The organism is Caulobacter sp. GW821-FHT10F06 (genome assembly GCF_058809215.1).
This window is the reverse complement of sequence record NZ_JBXASK010000007.1, coordinates 260,774-285,959: the sequence shown is the minus strand read 5'-3', so window position 1 is coordinate 285,959 and position 25,186 is coordinate 260,774. Positions and strand designations below refer to the sequence as shown.

Sequence of the window (25,186 nt, the reverse complement as noted above, 5' to 3'; positions counted from 1 at the left end):
ACTGCGCGTTGCGCTCGTTACCTGCGCGACGGCGGCCGTTCTTCTCCTCACCCGTGCAAACCGGGGAGGTTGTTGCGCTCGCTCTGCGTCCTTCGAGACCCGCTGCGCGGGCGCCTCAGGATGAGGCGTTTTGTACTGCTATGAATTCCTCATCCTGAGGCGCTCGCCTTTAGGCGAGCCTCCAAGGACGCAATGCGCCTAGCCCGCCAGCCAGGCGTCCAGGTCGGTCAGGGCCCGCAGGCTCATCAGGCGCTTCTTGGCGCGGCCGCGTTCCTTCAGCGGGATCTTCACGCCGTCCTCGCCGGTCTTGGGCGGCTCCATCGGCGGCAGCAGGCCGTAATTGATGTTCATCGGCTGGAACGAGCCGCCGGCCTCAAGGTGGCCGCCGGTGACATGGTCGACCAGGGCGCCCAGGGCGGTGGTGGCCGGCGGGGCCTCCAGCGTCCGGCCCAGCCGTTCGGCGGCGGCGAAGCGGCCGGCAAGCAGGCCGGTGGCCGCGCTCTCGACATAGCCCTCGACCCCGGTGACCTGGCCGGCGAAGCGCAGGCGCGGCTGGACCTTCATCCGCAGGGACCGATCCAGCAGGCGCGGGCTGTTGATGAAGGTGTTGCGGTGCAGGCCGCCCAGGCGGGCGAACTGGGCGTCCTTCAGGCCCGGGATCATCCGGAACACTTCGGCCTGGGCGCCATGCTTCAGCTTGGTCTGGAAGCCCACCATGTTCCACAGCGTGCCCAGGGCGTTGTCCTGGCGCAGCTGGACGATGGCGTAGGACTTCACGGTCGGATCGCGCGGATTGGTCAGGCCGACGGGCTTCATCGGGCCGTGGCGCAGGGTCTCGCGGCCGCGCTCGGCCATCACCTCGATCGGCAGGCAGCCATCGAAATAGGGGACGTGCTCCCACTCCTTGAACTCGGCCTTGGGGCCTTCGATCAGGGCGTCGATGAAGGCCTCGTACTCGGCCTTGTTCATGGGCAGGTTGATATAGGCCGCCGCGTCGCCGCCGGGGCCTTCCTTGTCGTAGCGCGACTGGCGCCAGGCCACATCCATGTCGATGGACTCAAGGTGGATGATCGGCGCGATGGCGTCGAAGAAGCTCAGCTGGCCTTCGCCCGACAGCTCCAGGATCGCGTCGGCCAGGGCCGGCGAGGTGAGGGGGCCGGTGGCCACCACGACGCTGTCCCAGTCTGCGGGCGGCAGGCCGGCGATCTCCTCGCGGACGATCGTCACCAGCGGATGGGCCTCCAGGCGGCGGGTGACCTCGGCCGAGAAGCCGTCGCGGTCGACGGCCAGCGCGCCGCCGGCGGGCACCTGGTGCTGGTCCGCGGCCGACATGATCAGGCTGTCGCAGCGGCGCATCTCGGCGTGCAGCAGGCCCACGGCGTTGAACTGCCAGTCGTCGGAGCGGAACGAGTTGGAGCACACCATCTCGGCCAGGCCGTCGGTGTGGTGGGCGTCGGTGGTGACCTTGCCGGTGGCGTCGTCCTTGCGCATCTCGTGCAGCACGACGGGAACGCCGGCCTGGGCGATCTGCCAGGCGGCCTCGGAACCGGCCAGGCCGCCGCCGATGACGTGGACGGGCGCGACGGAAGAAAGGGAAGTGCTCATGGGCGCCCTCTTACCTCCGGCTGTCGCCCGGCGAAACCCGAGTGTAGGCTGACGCGAAATCGAGCGCGTCGCGCGCTCGGCGAGCATGGGGGAAGCGGATGACCAGGATCTCGGTGGGCGGTTCGGCGACGGCGGGCCTGGCCCTGATCGCGCGAGAGCCGACGGCGATCGTCGTGTGGGGCCTGACCCTTCTGGTTCTGGCGATGATCCCGACCCTCGCCTTGCTCGTCGCCCTGGGTCCGGAACTGGTCCAGATGATCGGCGCGATCATGGCCAACAAGAGCGCAGAGCCGGATCCGGCGGTCGTGCAGCGCCTTATGCGGCTGCAGTCGGGAATGATGCTGTTCAATCTCGGCGCGTGGATCTGGGGCACGTTCGTCAAGGCGGTGATCTGCTCGGCGGTGTTCCGTGCGGTGCTGGAGCCTGGGCAGCGCGGCTTCGCCTATCTGCGGCTGGGCGCCCAGGAGCTTTGGCTGACCCTGCTGTTCCTGGTCGAAAGCGTGCTGGCCTATATCGTCGTCGTCATCGCCACCCTGATGGTGGTGTTTCCGGCGGTCATCGTCGGCGTCGCGGGTCGGCATGACGGCCAGGGCGCGGCCGGCGCGGTGCTTACCGCGTGCGCGCTGGGCTTCGCGGCGGCCGCCGTCCTGATCTGGATCGCCCTGCGCCTGTCGATGGCCGCGGCCATGACCTTCGCTGATCGCCAGTTCCGGCTGTTCGAATCCTGGAGCCTGACGCGCGGCGCAAGTGTCCGCTTGCTGGGCGTCGGCGTTCTGACCGTGCTGATCGTCCTGGTTCTGGAGCTGCTGGTCTGCGGCCTGGTGCTGGCGGCGTTCTTCGCGTCGGGCGGTCCGCCGTCCTGGGCGCACGACGCCCAATCCATCGAAGCGTTCGTCTCCCAGCCGCCGCTGGACCTGCTGCGCAAGCTGTGGCCGTGGCTCGCCGCCGGCGGCCTGGTCTGGACCCTGCTGGCCTCGGGCCTGTTCACGGTGTTCTGCGCCCCGTGGGCGGCGGCCTACAAGGATCTCACCCGTCCGGCCTGACCCAAAGGCCAGGGCGGCGCCCGCGCAACGGCGGACGGAAATCGCTCCCGCGCCGGGTGCGACGCGTCGCTTGCGCGGGTCTCGCGTCGTAATGTCCGGCGAGGCGACTCGGATGGGAGCGAGAGGGACTTGGCGATGACGGACAGATCGGTCGCGATCCTGACGCCCATTGGCGCGACCGTCCGCGCGGGCCTTTCGGGCCTGGCCCCGTCGGTGCGCGCCTGCTGGGCGGCGCTGCTGGCCGCCGTGCTGATCAGCGCCCTGTCGCGCATCCTGCCGCCGCCCGTCTCGGCCCTGGCCCTGCCGATCGAGATCGCCGCCGCCGTCGTCGCCTGGGGCGCGCTCTACCGCCGCGCCTTCGGTCGCGCGAGCGGCGTGGCCGGCCTGCGCTGGGGCATGGACGAGTGGCGGCTGCTGAGCGCTCAGGCGCTCACGGCGCTCCTGCTGTTCGTGGTCCTGGCCGTGCTGGCCACGGTGGTCGGGGCCGTGGCCCTGGGCGTGGCCCGCGCCGCCGCGCCGGGCTTCGACGCCACCTCGTCCGACGCCTGGCGCGACGCCCTGTCCCGGACGGGCCTTGGCGCGACGGTGGCCGGCGCCGCGCCGCTGCTGAGCTTCAGCCTGCTGGTCTGGCTGGCCGCGCGCCTGTCCCTGGCCGCGCCCGCCTCGGTCGACCAGGCCAAGGTGCGGGTGTTGAGCGCCTTTCCGCTGACCAAGGGCGTGACCTTGCAGGTGCTGGCCTCCGCCGCGGTCCTGGCCGCGCCGGTCGTGGCGCTGCTGGCGGTCTCGGGCCTGGTCGGACGCTGGGCTGGACCGGGGATCAATGGCCTGCTGGCCGTGATCGGCGCGGCCTTTCTCTATCTCTATCTGGCGCCCGTCTGGACCGGCGCGCTGGTTCACGTCTACAGACACCGGCAGACGCCGGACGGGACGCCGCTTTGATGACCTTGCTTTCGCCTCTCGACGCGGCCCTGGAAGGGCCCCGGATCATGCGCCGTCACCCCGTGGTGGTGCTGTGCTGGGCGGCGTTCTCGCTGGTCATGCTGCCGCTGCTGGGCCTGCTGGCCAAGATGGTGCTGAACGAGCAGGACCGTCTGGCCCTGACCCAGCGCCAGTCGTCCTCGGCCGACCCGCGCGAGATCCTCGACACGGTGTCCCAGCTGGGCGGGGTGATGGTGCTGCTGATCATGCTGGCCCTGGTGCTGGGCGCGATCCTGGCGGGCGCGATCATGCGCGCGGTGCTGCATCCCGAAGAGCGCCGCATGGCCTATCTGCGGCTGGGCCGCGACGAGTTCCGGCTGTTCGTGGTGTCGTTGATCGCCTGGGCCGCCGCCCTGATGGTCACCATCATTCCAGGCGGCGTGGTCGCCCTGGGCACGGCCTTGCTGGGCGGCGCGACCCCGGTCGGCGGCTGGTTCGCCTTCCTGGGCGGCTTGACCGTGCTGGGCCTGTCGACCTGGGTGGCGGTGCGGCTGTCGATGCTGGCGCCCTACGCCTTCATGACCGGCCACATCGACCCGCGCGCGGCCTGGCTGCTGACCCACGGCCAGTTCTGGCGGTTGCTGGCGCTGTTCGTGGTGCTGATCATCTCATGCGTGATCGTGTCGATCCTGGGCACGACGATCTCGAGCATCGTCGGGGCGGTGATCGCCGGAGGGCTGGAGACCGGCGCGGTGGGCAGCCACCCGCGGGTGATCCTGGCCCTGCTGTCGAACCTGCTGCTGGCCCCGATCTTCCTGACCCTGCAGGCGGTGATCGCCACCGCCGGCCCGGCGGCGGCGTTCCGCCAGCTGTCGGCGAGCCAGACGGTCTAGGCGGCCGCGCTCGGCCGCGACCCCACCCGCTCGCGCCACGCCGCCAGATGCGGCGTCTCCTCGGGCGGCTCCAGGCCGATGAAACCGGCGAAGTCGATGGTGGTCTGGGCCACGATGTCGGCGATCGAATAGGTCTCGCCGGCGATGAAGGCGCGGCCGTCGGCCAGCTCGCGATCCAGCCACTTCAGGGCCCGCGCCACGGTCTCGCGGTTGGATTCGCCGAAGTCCTTGTACTGGGTCAGCAGGGCGGCGGTCAGCGGATGGGCGTGGCGCCAATACATGCCGGTGGGGATCAGCAGCTGGAACTCCACTCGGCGCAGCCACATGTCGATCTGCGCCTGCTCCAGCGGCGTGGTCCCGAACAGCGGCGGCTCGGGATACAGCCCTTCCAGATAGCGGCAGATCGAGACGCTCTCGCTGATCATCGTGCCGTCGTCGAGCTCCAGGGTCGGGACCTGGCCCAGGCTGTTGCGGGCCTTGTGTTCCGGCGACTTGTGGCCGCCCTGGCGCATGCCGATCTTGATCTCCGGCAGGTCGACGCCCTTCTCGGCCAGGAAGATGCGCACCCGGCGCGGATTGGGCGCGGGGTTGGCTTCGCCATAGAGCTTCATCGATCTTTCTCCCGGTCGCGACGCTGACGGCCGCTTTTCAAACAGATGTTAGAGGTCGCGTCGCGCGGACCGCAAGCGTCATTCTTCGGCCCGGGGGCTCAGGGAACGATTTCCACGCTGGCGCTCTGTCGAAGCGCCCCGAACCTTGTTAGGCGTAGGGCTCGTTCCGTTTCGCTACTCGAGGGCCGCATGTCCAAGTTCTCCGCCTCAGACGCCGCCTTCGTCGGCTTCAGGCTGGTCCGGGAGCATCCCAAGACCGTGGCGATCTGGGCCGTGCTGATGACCGTGCTGTCGCTGGTCACCACGGCCCTGACGATCCAGCTGGCCGGACCCAAGCTGGCCGAGTTCATGGCGCTCAGCGCCGCCGACGACGCCTCGCCCCAGGAGATGCTGGGCGTGATGGGCGGTCTGGCGCCGCTGATGGCAGTGTCGCTGGTCTACAGCCTGGCGCTCTATTCGGTCATGCTGGCGGCGGTGAACCGGATGGTGCTGCGGCCCTCCGACAACCGCTCGGCCTATCTGCGCCTGGGCGCGGACGAGCTTCGCCAGGCCGGCATGCTGTTCCTGGTCAACCTGCTGATGCTGGGCGTCTATTTCGCCGTGGTCCTGGTCTCGGCCATCCTGGTCGGGATCGGCGTCGCCGTCGGCGGGCCGCTGGCGGCCGTGACCGGACTGATCGCCTTCGTGGCGGTGTGCTGCGTGATGATCTTCGTGGCCGTGCGGCTGTCGTTCGCCTCGGCCATCACCTTCGACACCGGCAAGGTGTCGGTGACCAAGTCCTGGGCCATGACCAAGGGCCATGTCGGGTCGCTGCTGGGCGCCTATCTGCTGGCGGTGGTGATGGGGGTGATCGTCTACTTCCTGATCATGACCATCGTCGCGGCCGTCGCCGCCATCGTCGCCGGCGGCATCACGGGCCTGGGCGGCCTGTTCGAGCCGGACATGACTTCGCTGGAGGCCTTCTTCACGCCGGTCGGCATGGTGCGGGCGGTGTTCGCCGGCCTGATCTCGGTGCTGACCACCTTGATCATCTTCTCGCCGGCCCCGACGGTTTACCAGATCCTTCGGGATGGCGGGGCGGTCGAGCCGGTTCTCTCTCCCACCGAATAAAAGCTTGTCATCCCGGCCGCAGCGAAGCGGAGAGTCGGGACCCAGGGGCAAACGCGATGCGCCGGCCCCCGGGTCCCGGACAAGCGCTTCGCGCTTTCCGGGATGATAAGTTTTGATGACTTTGAAGAGCGCGCCTAGGCGCTCTTCTTGCTCTTCTTCAGCTCCGCCACCCGCGCCTTGCGGCGTTCCTCGTGGCGGTCGAGCACGTCTTTCAGATACCGCCCCGTCCACGACGCCTCGACCTTGGCGACGTCCTGGGGCGAGCCCACGGCGACGATCTCGCCGCCGCCGTCGCCGCCTTCAGGACCGAAGTCCAGCAGCCAGTCGGCGGTCTTCACCACGTCCAGGTTATGCTCGATGACAACCACGGTGTTGCCCTGGTCGACCAGCTCGTGGAGCACTTCCAGCAGCTTCTTGGTGTCCTCGAAGTGCAGGCCAGTGGTCGGCTCGTCTAGGATGTAGAGCGTGCGGCCGGTGGCGCGCTTGGAAAGCTCCTTGGACAGCTTCACCCGCTGGGCCTCGCCGCCCGACAGCGTCGTCGCCTGCTGGCCCACCTTGATGTAGCTGAGGCCCACCCGCTTGAGGGTCTCCATCTTGTCGCGGATCGGCGGCACGGCCTTGAAGAAGTCGGCCGCCTCCTCGACAGTCATATCGAGCACGTCGGCGATGGTCTTGCCCTTGAACAGCACGTCCAGGGTCTCGCGGTTGTAGCGCTTGCCCTTGCAGATATCGCAGGTGACGTAGACGTCGGGCAGGAAGTGCATCTCGATCTTGATGACGCCGTCGCCCTGGCAGGCCTCGCAGCGGCCGCCCTTGACGTTGAAGCTGAAGCGGCCGGGGCCATAGCCGCGCGCCTTGCTCTCCGGCAGGCCGGCGAACCAGTCGCGGATCGGCCCGAACGCGCCGGTATAGGTCGCCGGGTTCGAGCGCGGGGTGCGGCCGATCGGGCTCTGGTCGATGTCGATGACCTTGTCGAAGTTCTCCAGACCCTCGATCCGCTCGTGGCTCGCGGGGGCGTCCGACGCGTTGTTCAGGCGACGGGCGGCGGCCTTGTAGAGGGTCTCGATCGTGAAGGTCGACTTGCCGCCGCCGCTGACGCCGGTGATGCAGGTGAAGGTGCCGACCGGGATCTCGCCGGTCACGCTCTTGAGGTTGTTGCCGGTGGCGCCGATCACCCGCAGCATCTTTTTCTTGCTGATCGGGCGACGCTCTTCGGGCACCTCGATCTCGCGCACGCCGGTCAGGTACTGGCCCGTGATGCTGTTGGGGTTGGCCATGATGTCGGCCGGCTTGCCTTCGGCGATGATCTGGCCGCCATGCACGCCGGCGGCCGGACCCATGTCGATGACATAGTCGGCGGTCAGGATGGCCTCCTCGTCGTGCTCGACGACGAGCACCGAGTTGCCCAGGTCGCGCAGGCCCTGCAGCGAGGTCAGCAGGCGGGTGTTGTCCCGCTGGTGCAGGCCGATCGACGGCTCGTCCAGCACATAGAGCACGCCGGTCAGGCCCGAGCCGATCTGACTGGCCAGGCGGATGCGCTGGCTCTCGCCGCCCGACAGGGTGCCCGAGCCGCGCGAGAGATTGAGGTAGTCCAGACCGACATCGACCAGGAACCGCAGGCGGTCGTTGATCTCCTTCAGAATCCGCCGGGCGATCTCCATCTGCTTGTCGGAGAGCTGGCCCTCCAGGCCGGCGAACCAGTCCTTGGCCGGACGGATGGCCAGCATCGAGACAGCCGAGATGTCCATGCCGGCGATCTTCACCGCCAGGGCCTCGGGCTTCAGGCGCTTGCCGTGGCAGACCTCGCAGGGGGTGTCGGACTGGTAGCGGCCCAGTTCCTCGCGGACCCATGAGCTGTCAGTCTCGCGCCAGCGGCGCTCCAGGTTCGGCAGCACGCCCTCGAAGGGCTTGGCGACCTCGTATTTGCGGGCGTTGTCGTCGTAGGTGAACTTGATCTTCTCGCCCTTGGAGCCTTGCAGGACGATGTCGCGGGCCGAGGCCGGCAGCTTGTGCCAGGGATCGTCCATCGAGAAGCCATAGTGGCGGGCCAGGGCCTGCAGGGTCTGGGTGTAGAGCGGCGAAGGACCCTTGGCCCACGGGGCGACCGCGCCCTTGTGCAGGCTCTTGTCCTTGTCGGGAATGACCAGGTCGGCGTCGAAGGCCAGCTTGGCGCCCAGGCCGTCACAGGCCGGGCAGGCGCCCGCCGGATTGTTGAACGAGAACAGGCGCGGCTCGATCTCGGCGATCGTGAAGCCGCTGACCGGACAGGCGAAGCGTTCCGAGAACAACAGCCGCTTGGGCTCTTTCTCGCCTTCCTCGATCGTCGCCCATTCGGCCACGGCCAGGCCGTCGGCCAGGCGCAGGGCCTGCTCGATGGAGTCGGCCAGGCGCTGCTCCATGTCGGGCTTGGTCACCACGCGGTCCACGACCACATCGATGTCGTGCTTGAACTTCTTGTCGAGGGCCGGGGCGTCCTCGATCGGATAGAACTCGCCGTCGATCTTCAGCCGCTGGAAGCCGGCCTTCTGCCACTCGGCGATCTCCTTCTTGTACTCGCCCTTGCGGTCGCGAACGACGGGGGCCAGCAGGTAGAGACGCGTGCCCTCGGGCAGGGCGGTGATCTTGTCGACCATCTGGCTGATGGTCTGGCTCTCGATCGGCAGGCCGGTGGCCGGCGAATAGGGGACCCCGACCCGCGCCCACAGCAGGCGCATGTAGTCGTGAATCTCGGTGACCGTGCCGACGGTCGAGCGCGGGTTGCGGCTGGTGGTCTTCTGCTCGATCGAGATCGCGGGCGACAGGCCCTCGATCAGGTCGACGTCCGGCTTGCTCATCAGCTCCAGGAACTGACGGGCATAGGCCGACAGGCTTTCGACGTAGCGACGCTGGCCCTCGGCGTAGATGGTGTCGAACGCCAGGGAGCTCTTGCCCGACCCCGACAGGCCGGTCAGCACGACCAGCTCGCCGCGCGGGATGTCGACGCTGACGTCCTTGAGATTATGCTCACGGGCGCCGCGCACGCGGATGAAATTCAGTTGTTCAGCCATGTTTTCCGGAACGCATGGCGCTGCCGGGAGGGTGCAGCGCGACGGCTATATGTAGGGCTCGAACCAGGAATTAACACAAGAACAAGATGCGAACAAATGTCGCGGTCGATCCGGACGACCAGCTACTGACAGTAAGTGTCAGCAGGACGGCGGCGCTGGCTTCAAGCTTCACCGTTGCGTGATCGCCGCGGATAGCCCTACGGTTGCGTCCATGATGCGTCTTAGCCGATCCCTCGCCCGCCTGGCCGCCGTCGCGGCGCTGGCCTTCGCCTCGTCCGGCCACGCGGCCGAGAACGTGCTGAATCCGCTCGACATCAATCGCCTGGACAACTGGGCCGACGCCTTGGCGGCCTGCGACATGACCAGCTTCCTGATGTCGGATCCCGACTTGGAGGCGGGCACGATCATCGCCCCCGGCGTCGGCAGCGGCCGCATCCTGTATCGCCCGCTGTTCATCCCGCCGAACATCTTCTACGCGCCGTCGCTGCTGCAGGCATTCGAGGTGCTGCAGGCCGGCGGCGAGGTCGAGCGCAAGAGCGTCGTCGACGCCCGCTACAAGTTCGCCTCGACGATCCTCCCGAAATTCCACAAGGCCAGCGACGCGGACAAGGCCTTCCTGGTCGACCAGATGAAGCTCTGCAACGTCCTGACGGACGGGGTCATGGCCAAGGGCAAGCCCAAGGCCAAGTAGACCTGGCCGGCGCGTTGCCGAACGGCGCCGCTTGAACACTTCACGGACATGAAAAGACCGCGAGCGAAACGCGACCTTGGGTGGTGCTTAACCTGAGGTGGCGAGGCGATGGGGCGGGCGAGGCGGACGCGGCTGTGGATCGCCTTGCCGGGCGGGATCGCGATCAACGGTCTGCTGCTGGTCGGCCTGATCCTGTTCGAGCGGCCAACGCCGATGGCGGAGGATCCGCCGGTCGTGACGCTGTCCTTGGAGCGGCCGGAGGCTCGCCGCAGGACTTCCGCCGCGCCCCGGGCACCACAACAGTCCGCCCCGCCGCCGAAGGTAAGTGGCCCGCCGAGACCCGATTTCACGACGAGGGTTCCTGCAGAGATCCTTCCGACCACGCCGCCGCCGCTAGTCGTCGATCCGGCCTGGGCCGTCGATGGCGGGGCATGGGTCGATCCCGCCCGCCGCGCCCAGGCCCTGGCGCGCTGGAAGCTGGTCGAAGGCGGGCCGTTCCACAAGGGGCGGTTCGGGCGCGCCTGCGCCGGCCTCTCCAACGAGCACATGACCGACGAGGAAAAGGACCGCTGCTACGGCGGTTGGCGCGAAGCCGAAAAGCGGATGGGGGCGCGCTTCGGCGACGCCTTGGCCAAGCCGCCGCCCTCCCGCTACGCTCGCGACGCCGCGCACCAGGAGCGGTGCCGCGCCTATCGCTCCAAGCGGACGCCGGGCAATACGACCAGCGGCTCGTCGCTGCACTTCCCCGGTGTGTCTGACGGCGTACCGTTGTCCCAGGGCGCCTGCTTCTGACGACAAAGAAAAAGCCCCGGTTTTCACCGGGGCCTGAAGTTGGAGGGGAGTGGAAAAAGGGGATTAGAACGAAGCAGACAAAGTCACGAAGTACTGACGCGGCGCGATCGGGAACGTGTTGTAGGTCCCGGACGCAGCCCCCACGACGAGCGTGGAAACACCCTTCTCGTCGTTCAGGTTCGTGACGTTAACGCTCAACTTGGCCGCTTTGATCCCATGCACCGGTTCGACGATCGGGAAGCGATACGAGGCCTGCAGCCCCAGCTGGAAATAGCTGTCGACCTTCAGGTCGTTGGTGTAGGTCGCGTAGCGCTCGCCGACGAAGTCGCCGACCAGCTGGCCTTCGAAGTCGCCGAAGTTCACGGCGGCCACGAACTTGTTCAGCCAGGCCGGGCTGCCCGGGACGTTCTTGCCGGCGGTGCGCACGACGGTGTTGGCGGCGCCGGTGGTGTAGTTGTCCTGATATTGCGAGCGGTTGTACGACAGCGCGTCGTAGAACGAGACATGGTCGCCGAAGTGGACGGTGGCGGCCAGGTCGACGCCGTCGGTCTTGACGCTGCCGACATTGGCCAGGATCGCCGCGCCGGCCACCAGCGACGAGATCACCGGGGTCGAGCTGATCTGCAGCAGGCGGTCGGAGAAGTCGACGTGATAGAGGCTCACCTGGGCCTCGACGCCCGTGATCGGACCCAGCGCGAGGTCGCGATGGCTGCGCAGGCCCAGTTCGTAGGTCAGGGCGGTCTCGGGATTGACGTTCTTCTTGAACAGGTCGAACGCCGCCTGGCTGCCCAGGCTCCAGGGCGACAGGCCGCCGGCGCCATAGGTCACGAACTGACGCAGGTTCTTCTGCACGTTGACGAACACCTGCTCGCTGTCGGTCACGTCCCAGACGCCGCCGACCTGGGGCAGGAACCATTCCTTGGTGGTGATCTTGCCGGTGGGCAGCAGGGTCGGGTTGGTGCTGGTGGCCAGGTTCTTCTGCTGGATCGGCACCGTGCCTTCGGCGAACTGCAGGCTGGACTTGAAGCCGCCCGTCAGGCGCAGATTCGGACGCAGCTGCCATTCGTCCTGCACGTGCAGCTGGACGACGTCATTGTTGATGTTGCTGGCGTACTGCGTGAAGTTCTTGTTGGTCGGGATATCGTAGGGCGTCAGGTCGGTCGAGCTGGCCGAGAAGGGGTACCAGGCGCGCTGGGTCCCCGAATTGTTGTGCTCGTACCAGGCGCCGAAGCCGATGTGGTGGTCGCCCAAGGTCCAGTCGACGTTCGAGACCAGGCCGCCGCGATTGATCATGTATTCGGTGGTGCGCACGGCGTAGCCGGTGCCGCCGAAGATCGTCCTCAGATCCTGGCCCGGATAGTAGATCGCGAACAGGGCGGGCAGGCCGGCCTGGTTGATCGGACCGGCCACGACGCCGCGGCCCTCGTCATGGTGGAAATAGACCTGGTTGGACCAGGTGACGTCGGCGTTCAGCTTGGCGTCGTACTTGACGTAGGCCAGCGCATCCATCCGCTGGGCGGCGCTGTGATAGTTGCGGAAGTTGCTGCCCGCCGAGGCCGGCGGCGCGCCGGCGGCGTTCAGGTACGACAGCGCCGCGTCATAGTCGGGATAGAGGAACGGGCGGGTGTAGGGCGCGCTGGTCTCGCCGGCCACGTGGACGATGCTGTCCTCGTTGGGTTCGATCTTGTCGGAATAGTCGGCGAAGATCGTCAGCTTGCCGTCTTCCTTCTCGCGCACCCACTTGATGTTGACCTGGTCGCCGCCCTGGTGGCCGCGGAAGTCCCAGGCGCGGGCGTCCTGGTGCACGTAGCTGATATAGGCCGTGTTGCCGCGCCACTCGCCGGTGTCCAGACGCAGGAAGGTGCGGGTGGCCGAATAGCTGCCCAGGGTCTGCTGGACGTTCCAGCCGTGCTCGGGGCGCGGGTCGCTGGTGAAGGTCTCGATCGCGCCGCCCAGGTTGCTGGTCGAGGCGGTGGCCAGATCGCCGGTGCCGGCCGAGAACACGACCTTCGACACGTTCTCGCTGATCACGGCGCGCTGCGGCGAGAGGCCGTTGTAGTTGCCGTACTGCTGGTCGCCCAGCGGCACGCCGTCCAAGGTGTAGCCCAGCTGCTGGCTGGAGAAGCCGTGGACGTACAGGGTGATGTTCTGCTCGTTGTTCCCCCACGGATCGGCGGTCTGGTAGTTGACGCCGGGCAGGGTCTGCAGGGCCTTCAGCGGGTTCACGCCGGGCAGCAGCTTCTGCATTTCGTCGCCGCCCAGGGCGACGGCCGAGCGGGTGGTCTTGGCCAGGCTGACGACGACGGAGTCGACGGCGGTGCTGTCGGCGTCGGCCGGCTCGGCCGGCGCGGTGGCGACCGCAGCTTCGGCGGCGGGCGCGGGCAGGTCGGCGGCGTGAGCGATGCCGCCGAACGCGCAGAGCGCGGTCGTAGCCAGCAGGCCGACGCGCAGTTTCCAAATGATGGTCATGAGATCCCCCTCGACGTCGCGACCGACCGCAGCGTCGAGGCGGGGGATAACGGTGGTCTTCGGCGGATTTGCTACGATCGTCGGACGGTTTCGTGACAGCGCAAACCTTGCGGCGATCGTGGTTGAGGCGGCTTAACCGTGCTTGGAAGCGCGGTTTTCAGATCTGGCTGTTTCAATGCTCTCGAACGGAGAGCCCGATGAGCAAGGCCGCCAAGCCCGCCAAGACCGAAAAAGAAGAGAAGGGCGCCAAGGCCATTCGCGACGCGAGGGGGCCCAAGCCTCGCTCGGCCGAACGCGACTTCTGGGTCTTCGCCGGCGGGGTCGGATCGCTCATCTACGTGCTGGTGACGATGGTTCCGAACTAGGTTCGGCTCCGGTCGTAGACGCCCCCTCCGTCACGTCGCCTATCGGCGCCGCGCCACCTCCCCCGTTTCGCATGGGAGGAGGAAGCGCGCCGAACTCCTCCTCCCCTGTGAAACGGGGGAGGTGGCGCGATGCGAATACGCATCGTGACGGAGGGGGCGTCCGACGTCGGCCGCGACAGTCTGATGGTCGCGGCCCAGCTTGCGAACCTGAACTCGCGGGCGTAAATCCATCGCCTCACCCCGTGATGGAGGCTCCCATGATCAGCGCGACGGAAGACCTGTTCGTCCTTCCCGTTCCCCTGACCGTGAGCTTCCATGTCCTTCATCACGCTGGACTCCGTCGCCGCCGCCACGCCTGACGGCCGCCGACTCTTCGAAAACCTGACCCTCTCGATCGGGGCCGAACGCATCGGCCTCGTCGGGCGCAATGGCGTGGGCAAGTCCAGCCTGCTGGCCATCCTGGCCGGAACACGCGCGCCGGCCGCTGGAAGCGTGGCGGGGGCGGGGACGGTCGCCGTGCTCGACCAAACGCCTGACCTGTCGATCGACGACCGCCTTGTCGCCCTGCTGGGCGTCGCCGCCGCGTGGGGTCGCCTCAGCCGCATCGAGCGCGGGGAGGGCGACGAGACCGACCTCTCCGACGCCGACTGGGACCTGCCGGGCCGCCTCGCCCAGGCCTTGGCCGATGTCGGGCTCGGGGAGCTGGATCCCGAGCGGCCATCACGGTCGCTCTCGGGCGGCCAGGCGACCCGCGCGGCGCTGGCCCGCCTGCTGATCGCCGCGCCCGACGTGCTGCTGCTGGACGAGCCGACCAACAACCTCGACGCCGAGGCGCGGGAGCTGGTGGCCCGCGTGCTCTCTCGCTGGAAGGGCGGCGCGGTGGTGGTCAGTCACGACCGGAGCCTGCTGCGTGGCATGGACCGCATCGTCGAGCTGTCGAACCTGGGCGCGCGGTCCTATGGCGGCGGCTACGACCTTTATGTCGAGCGCAAGGCGCAGGAGGCCGAGGCCGCCGAACGCGACCTCGACCACGCCGAACGCGAGACCCGGCGCGTGGCGCGTGAAACACAGCAGGCCCGCGAGCGCAAGGACCGCCGCGACGCCGCCGGCCGCAAGTTCGCGGCCAAGGGCGGTACGCCGAAGATCGTGCTGGGCATGATGGCCGAGCGAGCCGAGCTCAGCGGCGCGCGCGAAGGTAAGCTGGCCCAGCGTCTGGCCGCCGACGCGGCCGACGCCAAGGCGCAGGCGGAAGCCAAGGTCGAGCGGCTGAAGACCCTGGCATTCGACCTGCCGCCCTCGCAACTGCCGGCCGGCAAGACGGTGCTGGACTTCGACGCCGTGTCCTTCGCCTGGCCGGACGGGACGCCGGTGATCGCCGACCTTTCGTTCCAGATCATCGGGCCCGAACGCGTCGCCACCATCGGCCCCAACGGCGCGGGCAAGACCACGTTGATCCGATTGGCGACGGGCGACCTGGCGCCGACGCGGGGCGAGATCCGGCGCGGCGTTCCGGCGGCCCTGCTCGACCAGCGCGCGGCCTTGCTGGACGACGGCCAGACGATCCTGGAGAACTTTCGCCGGCTGAACCCGGAGGCCACCGTCAATGACGCCCACGCCGCCCTGGCCCGGTTCCTGTTCCGCAACGCCGCCGCCCATCAGTCAGCCGGCACGCTGAGCGGCGGCGAGCGACTGCGCGCAGCCTTGGCCTGCGTGTTGTGCGGGGCCGCGCCGCCGCAGTTGCTGATCCTGGACGAGCCGACCAACCACCTGGACCTCGCCTCGATCGAGGCCGTCGAGGCGGCGCTGTCCGGCTATGACGGCGCGCTGCTGGCGGTCAGCCACGACGCCGATTTCCTTGACGCAGTCGGAGTCGAGCGCCGTATCCGGCTCGGTTGCAGATTTTGACCGACAGGCGATCAGGAGAACTGCGAGGCTGTGGCGGTTGTTTTGCTGCGGCGCGGCGCCACATGGGGTGCACGCGCCGCTCGGCGGCGAACCCCATCTAGGACGGCTGCTTCATGCCCACGCTTTTCGACCCTATCCGCCTTGGCGACCTGGACCTGCCCAACCGCGTCGTGATGGCGCCGCTGACTCGTCTGCGGGCCGGTCCGACCGCCATCCCCAACGCGTTGATGGCCGAGTACTACCGCCAGCGCGCCACCGCCGGCCTGATCATCACCGAGGGCACCCCCGTCTCGCCGCAGGGCGTCGGCTATGCCGGCGTGCCGGGCATCTGGTCGCAAGAGCAGGTCGAGGGCTGGAAGCAGGTCACCCGCGCCGTCCACGCCGAAGGCGGCCGCATCTTTATGCAGATCTGGCACGTCGGCCGGATCTCCGACCCCAGTCTGCTGAACGGCGAGCTTCCGGTCGCCCCCAGCGCCATCGCCGCCAAGGGCCATGTCAGCCTGCTGCGTCCCGAGCGCGACTATGTCGTTCCCCGCGCGCTGACCACCGAAGAGGTCAAGGGCGTGGTCGAGGACTTCCGCAAGGGCGCTGAAAACGCCAAGGCCGCCGGCTTCGACGGCGTCGAGTTGCACGGCGCCAATGGCTACCTGCTCGACCAGTTCCTGCAGGACAGCACGAACCAGCGCACCGACGAGTACGGCGGTCCGATCGAAAATCGCGCCCGCCTCTTGCTCGAAGCCACGGACGCGGCGATCTCGGTGTTCGGTCCCGGCCGCGTGGGCGTCCACCTGGCCCCGCGCGCCGATAGCCACGACATCGGCGACAGCGACCTGGCCGCCACCTTCGGCTATGTGGCCACGGAGCTGGGCAAGCGCGGCATCGCCTTCATCGCCGCGCGTGAATACCAGGCCGAAGACAGCCTGGGCGCGGATCTGAAAAAGGCCTTCGGCGGCGTCTATATCGCCAACGAGAAGTTCACGGCCGAGACCGCCAACGCGGCCTTGGAAGCCGGATCGTTCGACGCCGTCGCCTTCGGCAAGGACTTCATCTCCAACCCCGACCTGCCCAAGCGCCTGCGCATCGGCGCCGAGCTGAACCCCTGGAATCCCGCGACCTTCTATGGGCCGGACGAGAAGGGCTACACCGACTACCCGTTCCTCGAAGCCGTTCCGGCCTAGATTGCTGGCCCTTCTCCCCTTGTGGGAGAAGGGTTACGCTCCCCCATGATCTCCGTCGAAGTCTATCTCTCCGCGCTGGACCCGGCCGTTCGCGCCGACGTCGACGCGCTGCGCACGCTGGTCCTGAACGCCGATCCGAGGCTGGTCGAAGAGATCAAGTGGAACGCGCCCAGCTTTGCCCATGAAGGCCGGGACCGGGTGACCCTGGGGCTGAACCCCAAGGGCGGCTATCGCATCGTGCTCCATCGCGGCGCCAAGCCGCTGGAGGCCGAGGGCTTCAAATTCGTCGACGAGGCGAAGCTCGCCAAATGGCCGGCGCCCGACCGGGGCGTCATCGCCCTGAAGGACGGGGCCGAGATCGAGGCCAGGGGGGCGGCGATCAAGGCGCTGGTCGGCCGCTGGATCGCGGCGACCGCCTAGGCCTTCTTGTTCAGCGTGATGGCGGTGCCGCTGGACACCGGATTGTTCATCTGGCCGCCCTTGCCATAGCCGGACGCCGGCGCGCGCTGGTTGGAGATTTCCTCGGCCACAGCCTTCACCAAGCCCTCGGTGACCGTCTTGGCGGCGTTCAGCGCGCGGGCCTGGCGGGCCAGCACGGCGTCGAAGGCCTCGGTGGCGCGGATCAGGCGCTGGCGCAGGGCCGGATCGGCGCCGGAGATCAGGGCGATGTTGGCGCGCACGCGAGCGGACTCGTGGCGATAGAGATTGGCCAGCCGGGCCGTCTCTTCGACGTACTGGGCGGCGTCCTGCGGACGGCGGTTCTCGAAGGCCGTGGCCTCCTTGGCGATGAGGTCGGTCAGGCGCTCGGTCAGGATGACCAGCTGGTCGACGCGATCGTCGGGACCGGATGCGGCGAGGGCCATGGCTACTTCAACCCTTGAAGCTTGAGCATTTCATGTTGGACGGTCGAGGCCAGGCCGACGCCGCCGGACTTGGTGACTTCCTTGGCCATGGCCTCGGTCAGCAGGGACTTGAACATGTCCTCGCCCTGGCCGCCGCCGAACGGCTCGGAGGTCTTCACCCCCTCGAACATCGACTGCATCATCACCGACAGGAACGAGGCCTCGAACTTCTGGGCCGTTTCCTTGATCTGGCCGCGCTTGGCCAGTTCCTTGGCCGAAGAGGCCGTGGCGCCGGCCAGGGTGTCGACCTGCGTCGCGAGGGCGGAAAGCGCGCTCATCCGATCACCTCGATGTCGGCTTGCAGGGCGCCGGCGGCCTTCACGGCCTGCAGGATCGAGATCATGTCGCGGGGCGTGACGCCCAGGGCGTTGAGGCCGCCGATCAGGGTCTTCAGCGACGAGGCGCCGCCCAGGGTGATCAGCTTCTTGCCCTTCTCCTCGTCGACGCTGACGGTCGATTGCGGGATGACCTTGGTCTGGCCCTGGCTGAAGGGGGCGGGCTGGCTGACGGCCGGGGTTTCCTGGACCGAGATGGTCAGGTTGCCCTGGGCGATGGCCACCTGGCTGATGCGGACGTCGTCGCCCATGACGATGACGCCGGCCACTTCGTCGATCACCACCTTGGCCGGGCCGTCGGGCTCGACTTCCAGGTTCTCGATGGCGGTCATGAAGCTGATCATGTCCATGCCGGCGGGCGGGCGCGTGGCGATGACGGTGGGGTTCTGGGCCTGGGCGCAGCCGGGGAACTTGCCGTTGATGGCGTCGGAGATGCGGCGCGAGGTGGTGAAGTCGGGATTGCGCAGGGTCAGGCGCATGATGTCCATGTTGACCATCTGGAAGCCTGTCTCGCGTTCGATGACGCCGCCGCTGGCGATGCGGCCGGCCGTCGGCACGCCCTTGGTGATCGAACTGCCCGAGGCGCCGCCGGCCGAGACCGAACCGGTCTGGACGGTGCCTTGCGCCACGGCATAGGTCTGGCCGTCCGCGCCTTGCAGGCTGGTGACCAGCAGGGTGCCGCCCAGCAGGCTCTTGGCGTCGCCCAGGCTGGAGACGGTGATGTCGATCTTCGAACCGGCGGCCGAGAACGGCGGCAGGTTGGCGGTGACCATGACCGTGGCTGTGTTCTTGGTGTTGAGGTTGGCGTCGCGGACATTGACGCCCTGCCGCTCCAGCATCGCCTCGAGGCTCTGCTTGGTCATCGGCGCGTTGCGCAGGCTGTCGCCCGAGCCGTTCAGGCCCACGACGACGCCGTAGCCGATCAGCTGGTTCTCGCGCACGCCCTCGAACGAGACGATGTCCTTGATGCGCGATTTGGCGAAGGCCGGGCCCGAGATCAGGGCGCAGGCCGTCACGGCGACGGCGAGAACGGTGCGTAGAAGTGAACGCGACATGGCAATCCTGCTGCGGGGAGACGTCCCCACGCCGCCTCTTGCCAAAAGCGGGCCAATCTCAAAGGCTTGAGTCGTAAGGGATTGTGCGGAATGACGCAGGCCAGCCGGCGCCCTTCGGCAGATTCTGCCCGGCATTAACCATACCGCAAGCGGCCGGGAGGATTATGATGAGGCGGTGAGGGAAGTGACTCGCCCGTGCGTAAGCGTGGCGGCCGAAGGCGTAAGCGGTTCGGCGCCCGCCGCGCTCAAGTTGGAAGCGTTGGAGCAACGTTGTCATGAAGGTTTCGAGCACGGGGGGCGTAGGCGCGAGCGGCGCATCGCGGGCCAAGGCCTCGAGCAGCGGCTCCAGCTTTTCCCTGCCTTCGGTGAACGCGGCCAGCGGCGCGGCCAGCACGGCCTCGGTCGGCGGCCTGGCGGGCATCGGCTCTCTGGACGCCCTGCTGGCCCTGCAGGCCAACGGCGACCCGCTGGAGCGCCGGCGCAAGCAGGTCAAGCGGGCCGACAACATCCTCGACATCCTGGGCGAGGTGAAGATCGCCCTTCTGGACGGCGACGTCTCGACCGGCACGCTCGACAAGCTGACCCGCGCCATCCGCGAGCAGCGCGAATCGACGGACGACCCCCGGCTGGACGGGGTGCTCAACGAGATCGAAACCCGGGCGGCGGTCGAAAAGGCCAAGCTCGAGCAGGCGCGGGGCGCCTGATGCGCGCGGCGACGACCACGGACGATGTCCTGGCGATCGCCCTCAGCGAAATCAACATGTTGCGCGCGCGGGCTTCGCGCGTTTCTACCTATGTCGCGGGCCGCGCCCGAGGCGGATATCGCGGGTGGAGCGAGCGTGAACGCGCCGCTCACGCGAGGTTCATTGAACGCGGCTATTGTTTTGGTATAAGCACCCGGCCCGTCGAGGGCTGAGTTCATCGGGGCGTGAGGCGTTAATGCAAACGGCCACTGTTCTAGTCGATACGAAGACTTATCGTCCTTCCGAGGGCGAAGAGTTCATGAACGAACGGCAGCTTGAGTATTTCAAGCAGAAGCTGCTGGAATGGAAAGAAGAGATCCTCCGCGAATCTCGCGAGACGGTCGCTCATCTCCAGAAGGAAACCGAGAACCACGCCGATCTGGCCGATCGCGCGTCCTCGGAAACCGATCGGGCGCTTGAACTGCGCACCCGCGATCGCCAACGGAAGCTGATCTCCAAGATCGACCAGGCCCTGCGCCGCGTCGAGGACGGCTCCTACGGCTATTGCGAGGAAACCGGCGAACCCATCGGCCTGGCCCGGCTGGAAGCCCGCCCCACGGCGACGCTCAGCCTGGAAGCCCAGGAGCGCCACGAGCGCCGCGAACGCGTCCACCGCGACGACTAAGCGACGTTTTGAGGCCTATGTGTTTTCGAGCGGCCCTGGGGGAGACCCCGGGGCCGCTTTCGTTTGCGGGCCTGCGTCGCCCGCCCGTCACCACATCGTCTTGGCGGCCCGCTCGGGCCACTCGCGGTCATAGACCTCGCCGCCCACCTGGCCGGCCGACAGGCTCGCCAGGATCGCGCCGGGCGTGGGCAGGGACCTCGGATCGACCTGGGCCTCCGTCGACCACAGCCCCGAGCGGACGATGGCTCGCGCGCACTGGAAATAGGCCTCGTCGACGGTGATGACCAAGGCCGTGCGCGGCGCCTTGCCGTCCATGACGAAGCTGTCCAGCAGCTCGGGATCGACGCTGATCACGGCCCGGCCATTGACCCGGAAGGTGGCGCCCGAGCCGGGGATCAGGAACAGCAGCGCCACGCGCGGGTCGCGGACCACGTTGCGCAGGCTGTCGATGCGGTTGTTGCCCCGCCGGTCGGGCAGGATCAGCGTGCGGGGATCGGCGACGCGGACGAAGCCCGGCTTGTCGCCTCGCGGGCTGCAGTCCAGGCCTTCGGGGCCGATGGTGGCCAGAGCGGCGAAGGGCGAGGCTTCGATCAGCCGCCGATAGTCCGGCGTGATGTGGTCGGTCACCTTGACCGTGGAGGCCGGGACGGGCGCGGGCGCGTAGATCGCCTCCAGCGCTTCGAGCGTGGTGATGGTGGTCATCGTCCCTCCCTGTGCCCCGCGCAGGTTAGGCGCAACTTGACCGTGATTCCAGACGTCGACGGCGGCTAGGCGCAGGCCCTGGCGCAGGCCTCCGCCAGACGACCCGGCGAGATCGGCTTGCCGACCACCGGCGGCTTGCGGCCCAGCAGCAGATCGGAATTGCCGGTCACATAGACCACGGGGATCTCGCCCAGGCGGTCATGGATGGCCTCGACGGCCTCAACGCCGGTGCCGCCCACGATCCGATAATCGGCGGTGATCAGGTCGGGCTTGTGGGCAAGGGCCAAGGCGAGGGCGTCTTGCGGAGAGTCCGCAATGTCAAAACTCGTAAAGCCCTGCTCGGCCAGGAGAGCCTCTACTTCGAAGGCGATCAGAATCTCGTCTTCGATAATCAGCACATGGCGGGCCTTGGTGTGCACGGTCATTCGCCGCTGCCTTCTTTATCGTCCCACGATGACTTCAACGCGTGGGCGAGCTGACGCGCTAATCGCGTTTTCGTGATCTGCGCGCCTGCACGCAAAACGCGAGCCGCCGAAAAATCGACGGTCATGGAAAAAACTGCGATTTCAGACGTTTGATCCCCAGGACGGCGCCGCGACCGGCGCAAGCAGAGCTGGAGGATATCATGCGTGGCTTTTCCGTTTTTCTGTCCGCGACCTCGGCCGCGGCCCTGTTGGCGACCGCGTCGATGGCCAGCGCCCAGGTGCTGGGCGGCGGCGGCGGCCTGACCGGCAGCCTGGGCGGCCAGGTCGGCGGCGTCACCGGCTCGGCCGGTGGAACGGTCAGCGGCGGGGGCCGCCTCTCGCCGGACCTCGGCGGGACGACATCGCGGGTCCAAGGCACGACCGACGACGTCTATCACCGGGCGTCCAGGGCCAAGGCCCGCACCACGTCGACCGCGCGCAGCGCCGCCGACGCCGCGACCGACACCGCCGGCAGCGCCAGCCTGAACTCTTATGGATCGGGTTCGATCTCCGACCAGGGCGTCTCGACCGGCGCGGGCGCGGGCGGCGGCGGCTTGATCACCACCCGCAAGGGCAAGTCCAACGCTTCCGGATCGGCCGGCGCGTCGGCCAACGTCAGTCGTGACGGCGCGGCCGTGTCGACCAACGGTTCGGCCTCAGGCGCGGTTCGTCGCGACTAGGTCGATAGGCGCATGGGCTCCTGTTGCTGGATGGCGGGAGCCCATGCGCTGCCGATCTTCGCGTCCGAAGGTCGATGAGGGCCCACGGCAGGCGACGTGACGGGGCGAACCGCGCTATGCAGGCGGAAAACAAGCCCGCAGGAGCGCCCGCCCGATGTCGCAAGACCTGATCCTGACCGAGAAGCGCGGTCACATCGCCATCCTCACCCTGAACCGTCCGGACGCCATGAACGCCCTGGGCGCGCCGGGCGACGGCGACCAGGTGGCGGCGGCCTGCGAGGCGATCAACGACGACCAGGACATCCGCTGCGTGATCCTGACGGGCGCGGGCCGGGCCTTCTCGGCCGGCGGCGACGTCAAGGCAATGAAGGCCCGCGAGGGCGCGTTCGGCGGCAACGGCGTCAAGGTCCGCGACGGCTATCGCAAGAACATCCACCGCATCGTCCGGGCCATCTACGGCCTGGAAGTCCCGTCGATCGCGGCGGTGAATGGCGCGGCCATCGGCCTGGGCTGCGACGTGGCCTGCATGACCGACATCCGCATCGGCGCCGACACCGCCAAGTTCGGCGTCACCTTCCTGAAGCTGGGTCTGATCCCCGGCGACGGCGGCGCCTGGCTGATGCCGCGCACTGTCGGCATGAGCCGCGCGGCGGAGCTGCTGTTCACCGGCGACGTCATCGACGCGCAGAAGGCCGCCGACTGGGGCCTGATCAGCAAGGCCGTGCCGGCCGACGCCCTGATGGACGAGGCCCTGGCCCTGGCCACGCGGATCGCCCAGCAGCCGCCGCACGCCCTGCGCATGGCCAAGAGCCTGCTCAAGCACGGCACGACCGCCAGCTACGACACGCTGATGGAAATGAGCGCGGCCGCCCAGGCCATCGCCCACCACACCGAGGATCACATGGAAGGCGTCGACGCGATCCTCGAAAAGCGCGCCCCGGTGTTCAAGGGAGCCTGAGGATGGGCAAGGAACTGAGCGGCGTCTGGGGCCAGCTGTCAGACGGCGAGAGCGACGGCAAGCTGCTGTGGGAGCCGCCCAAGCTGATCTTCCGCGGGGCCTATCGCGGCATCTACCAGGGCCACGCCCTGCGCGACATTCGCGTCGAGGGCGACGACCTCGTGCTGAGCGACGGCACGCGCTTCTCGCTGCCGCCGGGCCAGGCCGACAAGTGGCTGCACGCCATCCTCAATCCGCCGGGTCGCCTGGACAAGCTGGGCGTCAAGGCCGGCCAGACGATCGTGATCGACGGCGTCGACGATGAGGATTTCCTGGCCGAACTGTCGACCCGGGTCGAACCTGTCGAGGCCGACGAGGACATCGACATCCTGTTCCTGGCCGCCGACGACCTGGCCGATCTGGACCGCCTGGAAGACCTGATGGGCGGCCTGGCCGAGAAGGGCGCGATCTGGATCGTCTCCCAGAAGGGCAAGGGTGCGCCGCTGAAGGACACCGACGTGCTAAGCGCGGCGCGGGGCTTTGGCCTGTCCGATACGAAGGTCTGCTCGTTCTCCAAGACCCACACGGCCCTGCGCTTCGTCAAACGCAAGACGCCCAAGGCCGTGGCCAAGCCGGTCGACGAGGACGAGGGGTTCGACGACGAGGTGTGAGGGCGGGGACGCGGGACGCCCCCTCCGTCACGTCGCCTATCGGCGCCGCGCCACCTCCCCCGCTTCACAGGGGAAGGAGGAATGGCGCGATCTTCTCCTCACCCGTGCAACGGGAGGTGGCGCGATGCGAATACGCATACGCATCGTGACGGAGGGGGCGTCCGGCGCTGGCCGCCTACTTCTTGGCGTCCTTGATGGCGTCGCCCAGCTCGCCCTGTTTGACGTTGCCGGCCACCTTGTCCTTCTTGCCTTCGCTCTTGAGGTCCTTGTCGCCGATCACCTTGCCGACGCCGGACTCGACCTTGCCCACGGTCTCCTGCTTGCGGCCCGCTTCCCGGTCGCAGGCGCTCAGGCCCGCCACGGTCAGGGCCAGCGTCAGGGCGAGAAGGGCGGGGGATCGGTTCATGGTCGGGGCTCCAAACGGCTAAGATTGCGCGGTTAGAACGCAAGCGGAGCCATTGCGATCCACCAGCCTTAGGACGCCTGCGGCAGGGCTCCGTCATCGGGCCTCGGCGACAGGGTCGCCAGCAGGCGCTGCTGCTCCGCCGGCTTGCGGTAGAGGAAGTCCGCCGGCAGGCCCAGGCGGACGCTGGCCTGGCTGGGCGGCGAGTTCGGCACGGGGATGCGGTCGGCCAGCTTGCCGGCGGCCTTCAGGGCGAACCGGTCGAAGGCCGAGAGGTCGTATTCGCGACCGAGCGCCAGCTTTTCGCGCACGATCGGCGGCAGCAGCGACACCGAACCGCGCGCCAGCGCTCGGTGCAGGAACTTCGGCGCATTGGGCGCGGCCTTGCCCGACTGGATGATGTCCAGGAACTCGCCGACGATCGGATGCGGCTCGAAGCGCGGGGCCAGCTTGTCCATCATCGCCAGGAAGTCGGCGGTCGAGCCCGGCGAATAGCGTACGCCGTACAACGAGGCGATCGGACCGGCCTCGGCGTAGAAGCGGGTCTTGTCGGCCTCCGAGACCGGCGAGACGAAGCGGTCATAGGCGTTCAGGAAGCCATAGCCGGCGGTGGCGCTGACCCAGTCCAGAAGTTCGACGTCCAGCGCCTTGTAGCCCTCGCCGGACGGCGTCTGGCCCACGACGCGGGTGTGCATGTTGGTCACCCCCTGGATCACCCGCCGGGCGGCGCTCTGCGGGCCATAGACCCCGACCATGGCGGCGATGCCGGTGCGCTTGGAGCGGCCGATCGGGTCGACCTTGTAGGTGGAGTGGTCCCAGACCCCCGAGCGGATGCGGGCGTCGGCGAACTCCAGCAGCACGGCGGCCACCCCGCCGATCGCCAGGGCGATGGGGTTCTTGTAGACGCGCCAGTGCACCGAGCCAGGATGCAGATAGGCCGGCTCGCCCGGCGGATTGGCGTAGTCGATCTTCCAGCCCAGGTACGAGGACGGTTGGGTCATGGCGGGTCTCCTGTCTCGCAGAAAAGTCGGGTCGCGGAGCG

At 68.2% G+C, this 25,186-nt stretch carries 27 protein-coding genes; 16 read left to right on the top strand and 11 right to left on the bottom strand.

Features of this window, described 5'->3' with window-relative positions:
- Window positions 1–198: 198 nt before the first annotated feature.
- Window positions 199–1,605 (bottom strand): methylenetetrahydrofolate--tRNA-(uracil(54)-C(5))-methyltransferase (FADH(2)-oxidizing) TrmFO, encoded by a 1,407-nt coding sequence (trmFO, locus tag AC1RUS_RS17270; RefSeq protein ID WP_492917835.1) that lies wholly within the window; start codon window positions 1,603–1,605, stop codon window positions 199–201.
- A 98-nt stretch (window positions 1,606–1,703) separates the two neighbouring features.
- Here trmFO and AC1RUS_RS17265 point away from each other — a divergent pair, with 98 nt between their 5' ends.
- The 3 genes from AC1RUS_RS17265 to AC1RUS_RS17255 all read left to right on the top strand — a co-directional run bounded on the left by AC1RUS_RS17265 (window position 1,704) and on the right by AC1RUS_RS17255 (window position 4,459).
- The gene (locus AC1RUS_RS17265; RefSeq protein WP_492917834.1) at window positions 1,704–2,648 is read left to right on the top strand and encodes a hypothetical protein; all 945 of its coding nucleotides are present in this window, start codon (window positions 1,704–1,706) and stop codon (window positions 2,646–2,648) included.
- Window positions 2,649–2,783: 135 nt separating this feature from the next.
- Window positions 2,784–3,587 (top strand): hypothetical protein, encoded by an 804-nt coding sequence (locus tag AC1RUS_RS17260; protein ID WP_492917833.1) that lies wholly within the window; start codon window positions 2,784–2,786, stop codon window positions 3,585–3,587.
- Entirely contained in the window at window positions 3,587–4,459 is an 873-nt protein-coding gene (locus AC1RUS_RS17255; RefSeq protein WP_492917832.1) for a hypothetical protein, read from the top strand. Before AC1RUS_RS17260 ends, AC1RUS_RS17255 begins: the two co-directional genes overlap by 1 nt.
- On the opposite strand, the gene AC1RUS_RS17250 is transcribed toward AC1RUS_RS17255, so the two are convergent.
- Window positions 4,456–5,070: a glutathione S-transferase family protein gene (locus AC1RUS_RS17250; protein WP_492917831.1), complete on the bottom strand. Its 615-nt coding sequence runs from the start codon at window positions 5,068–5,070 to the stop codon at window positions 4,456–4,458. The genes AC1RUS_RS17255 and AC1RUS_RS17250 overlap by 4 nt on opposite strands.
- Before the next feature lie 189 nt (window positions 5,071–5,259).
- Between AC1RUS_RS17250 and AC1RUS_RS17245 the strand changes: the two genes are divergently transcribed.
- Both AC1RUS_RS17245 and AC1RUS_RS17240 read left to right on the top strand, forming a co-directional pair.
- Complete coding sequence (locus tag AC1RUS_RS17245; protein ID WP_492917830.1) at window positions 5,260–6,180, top strand: hypothetical protein; 921 nt, start codon at window positions 5,260–5,262, stop codon at window positions 6,178–6,180.
- Window positions 6,177–6,296: a hypothetical protein gene (locus AC1RUS_RS17240; protein WP_492917867.1), complete on the top strand. Its 120-nt coding sequence runs from the start codon at window positions 6,177–6,179 to the stop codon at window positions 6,294–6,296. Before AC1RUS_RS17245 ends, AC1RUS_RS17240 begins: the two co-directional genes overlap by 4 nt.
- Window positions 6,297–6,314: 18 nt before the next feature.
- Here AC1RUS_RS17240 and uvrA read toward each other — a convergent pair whose 3' ends face one another.
- The gene (uvrA, locus tag AC1RUS_RS17235; protein ID WP_492917829.1) at window positions 6,315–9,227 is read right to left on the bottom strand and encodes an excinuclease ABC subunit UvrA; all 2,913 of its coding nucleotides are present in this window, start codon (window positions 9,225–9,227) and stop codon (window positions 6,315–6,317) included.
- Between the two features lie 211 nt (window positions 9,228–9,438).
- On the opposite strand from uvrA, the gene AC1RUS_RS17230 reads away from it, so the two are divergent.
- A complete protein-coding gene (locus tag AC1RUS_RS17230) occupies window positions 9,439–9,918 on the top strand; it encodes a hypothetical protein (protein ID WP_492917828.1) in 480 nt (159 codons plus the stop codon).
- Window positions 9,919–10,062: 144 nt separating this feature from the next.
- Entirely contained in the window at window positions 10,063–10,710 is a 648-nt protein-coding gene (locus AC1RUS_RS17225) for a hypothetical protein (protein WP_492917827.1), read from the top strand.
- Window positions 10,711–10,773: 63 nt separating this feature from the next.
- Here AC1RUS_RS17225 and AC1RUS_RS17220 read toward each other — a convergent pair whose 3' ends face one another.
- On the bottom strand, window positions 10,774–13,179 hold the full coding sequence (locus AC1RUS_RS17220; protein WP_492917826.1) for a TonB-dependent receptor: 2,406 nt from the start codon (window positions 13,177–13,179) through the stop codon (window positions 10,774–10,776).
- Window positions 13,180–13,376: 197 nt separating this feature from the next.
- On the opposite strand from AC1RUS_RS17220, the gene AC1RUS_RS17215 reads away from it, so the two are divergent.
- From AC1RUS_RS17215 to AC1RUS_RS17200, 4 genes are all read left to right on the top strand, one after another.
- On the top strand, window positions 13,377–13,544 hold the full coding sequence (locus AC1RUS_RS17215; RefSeq protein WP_492917825.1) for a hypothetical protein: 168 nt from the start codon (window positions 13,377–13,379) through the stop codon (window positions 13,542–13,544).
- A 315-nt stretch (window positions 13,545–13,859) separates the two neighbouring features.
- The gene (locus tag AC1RUS_RS17210; RefSeq protein ID WP_492917824.1) at window positions 13,860–15,449 is read left to right on the top strand and encodes an ABC-F family ATP-binding cassette domain-containing protein; all 1,590 of its coding nucleotides are present in this window, start codon (window positions 13,860–13,862) and stop codon (window positions 15,447–15,449) included.
- Window positions 15,450–15,562: 113 nt separating this feature from the next.
- Window positions 15,563–16,627: an alkene reductase gene (locus tag AC1RUS_RS17205; protein WP_492917823.1), complete on the top strand. Its 1,065-nt coding sequence runs from the start codon at window positions 15,563–15,565 to the stop codon at window positions 16,625–16,627.
- Between the two features lie 45 nt (window positions 16,628–16,672).
- Window positions 16,673–17,047, top strand: a complete 375-nt coding sequence (locus AC1RUS_RS17200; protein ID WP_492917822.1) for a DUF1801 domain-containing protein — start codon at window positions 16,673–16,675, stop codon at window positions 17,045–17,047.
- On the opposite strand, the gene AC1RUS_RS17195 is transcribed toward AC1RUS_RS17200, so the two are convergent.
- From AC1RUS_RS17195 to AC1RUS_RS17185, 3 genes are read right to left on the bottom strand one after another with little or no spacing between them, the layout of a single operon-like run.
- The gene (locus AC1RUS_RS17195) at window positions 17,044–17,490 is read right to left on the bottom strand and encodes a flagellar basal body protein (RefSeq protein WP_492917821.1); all 447 of its coding nucleotides are present in this window, start codon (window positions 17,488–17,490) and stop codon (window positions 17,044–17,046) included. The genes AC1RUS_RS17200 and AC1RUS_RS17195 overlap by 4 nt on opposite strands.
- A gap of 2 nt (window positions 17,491–17,492) precedes the next feature.
- Window positions 17,493–17,807 carry a rod-binding protein gene (locus AC1RUS_RS17190; RefSeq protein ID WP_492917820.1) on the bottom strand — a complete coding sequence of 105 codons (315 nt, stop codon included), beginning with the start codon at window positions 17,805–17,807 and terminating at the stop codon, window positions 17,493–17,495.
- A complete protein-coding gene (locus tag AC1RUS_RS17185) occupies window positions 17,804–18,919 on the bottom strand; it encodes a flagellar basal body P-ring protein FlgI (protein ID WP_492917819.1) in 1,116 nt (371 codons plus the stop codon). The genes AC1RUS_RS17190 and AC1RUS_RS17185 overlap by 4 nt, the downstream gene beginning before the upstream one ends.
- A 275-nt stretch (window positions 18,920–19,194) precedes the next feature.
- On the opposite strand from AC1RUS_RS17185, the gene fliX reads away from it, so the two are divergent.
- The gene (gene fliX, locus AC1RUS_RS17180; protein ID WP_492917818.1) at window positions 19,195–19,623 is read left to right on the top strand and encodes a flagellar assembly regulator FliX; all 429 of its coding nucleotides are present in this window, start codon (window positions 19,195–19,197) and stop codon (window positions 19,621–19,623) included.
- A 235-nt stretch (window positions 19,624–19,858) separates the two neighbouring features.
- A complete protein-coding gene (dksA, locus tag AC1RUS_RS17175) occupies window positions 19,859–20,287 on the top strand; it encodes an RNA polymerase-binding protein DksA (protein ID WP_492917817.1) in 429 nt (142 codons plus the stop codon).
- 87 nt (window positions 20,288–20,374) lie between these two features.
- On the opposite strand, the gene AC1RUS_RS17170 is transcribed toward dksA, so the two are convergent.
- Window positions 20,375–20,989 (bottom strand): pyridoxamine 5'-phosphate oxidase family protein, encoded by a 615-nt coding sequence (locus AC1RUS_RS17170; RefSeq protein ID WP_492917816.1) that lies wholly within the window; start codon window positions 20,987–20,989, stop codon window positions 20,375–20,377.
- Window positions 20,990–21,054: 65 nt separating this feature from the next.
- Window positions 21,055–21,414 carry a response regulator gene (locus AC1RUS_RS17165; protein WP_492917815.1) on the bottom strand — a complete coding sequence of 120 codons (360 nt, stop codon included), beginning with the start codon at window positions 21,412–21,414 and terminating at the stop codon, window positions 21,055–21,057.
- A 200-nt stretch (window positions 21,415–21,614) separates the two neighbouring features.
- Here AC1RUS_RS17165 and AC1RUS_RS17160 point away from each other — a divergent pair, with 200 nt between their 5' ends.
- From AC1RUS_RS17160 to AC1RUS_RS17150, 3 genes are all read left to right on the top strand, one after another.
- Entirely contained in the window at window positions 21,615–22,133 is a 519-nt protein-coding gene (locus AC1RUS_RS17160; RefSeq protein ID WP_492917814.1) for a hypothetical protein, read from the top strand.
- A 154-nt stretch (window positions 22,134–22,287) separates the two neighbouring features.
- Entirely contained in the window at window positions 22,288–23,091 is an 804-nt protein-coding gene (locus AC1RUS_RS17155; RefSeq protein ID WP_492917813.1) for a crotonase/enoyl-CoA hydratase family protein, read from the top strand.
- 2 nt (window positions 23,092–23,093) lie between these two features.
- Window positions 23,094–23,741, top strand: coding sequence for a DUF3052 family protein (locus tag AC1RUS_RS17150; protein WP_492917812.1), 648 nt, complete (start codon window positions 23,094–23,096; stop codon window positions 23,739–23,741).
- Between the two features lie 175 nt (window positions 23,742–23,916).
- On the opposite strand, the gene AC1RUS_RS17145 is transcribed toward AC1RUS_RS17150, so the two are convergent.
- On the bottom strand, window positions 23,917–24,147 hold the full coding sequence (locus AC1RUS_RS17145; RefSeq protein ID WP_492917811.1) for a CsbD family protein: 231 nt from the start codon (window positions 24,145–24,147) through the stop codon (window positions 23,917–23,919).
- A 68-nt stretch (window positions 24,148–24,215) separates the two neighbouring features.
- The gene (locus tag AC1RUS_RS17140) at window positions 24,216–25,145 is read right to left on the bottom strand and encodes an oxygenase MpaB family protein (protein ID WP_492917810.1); all 930 of its coding nucleotides are present in this window, start codon (window positions 25,143–25,145) and stop codon (window positions 24,216–24,218) included.
- Window positions 25,146–25,186: the final 41 nt, after the last annotated feature.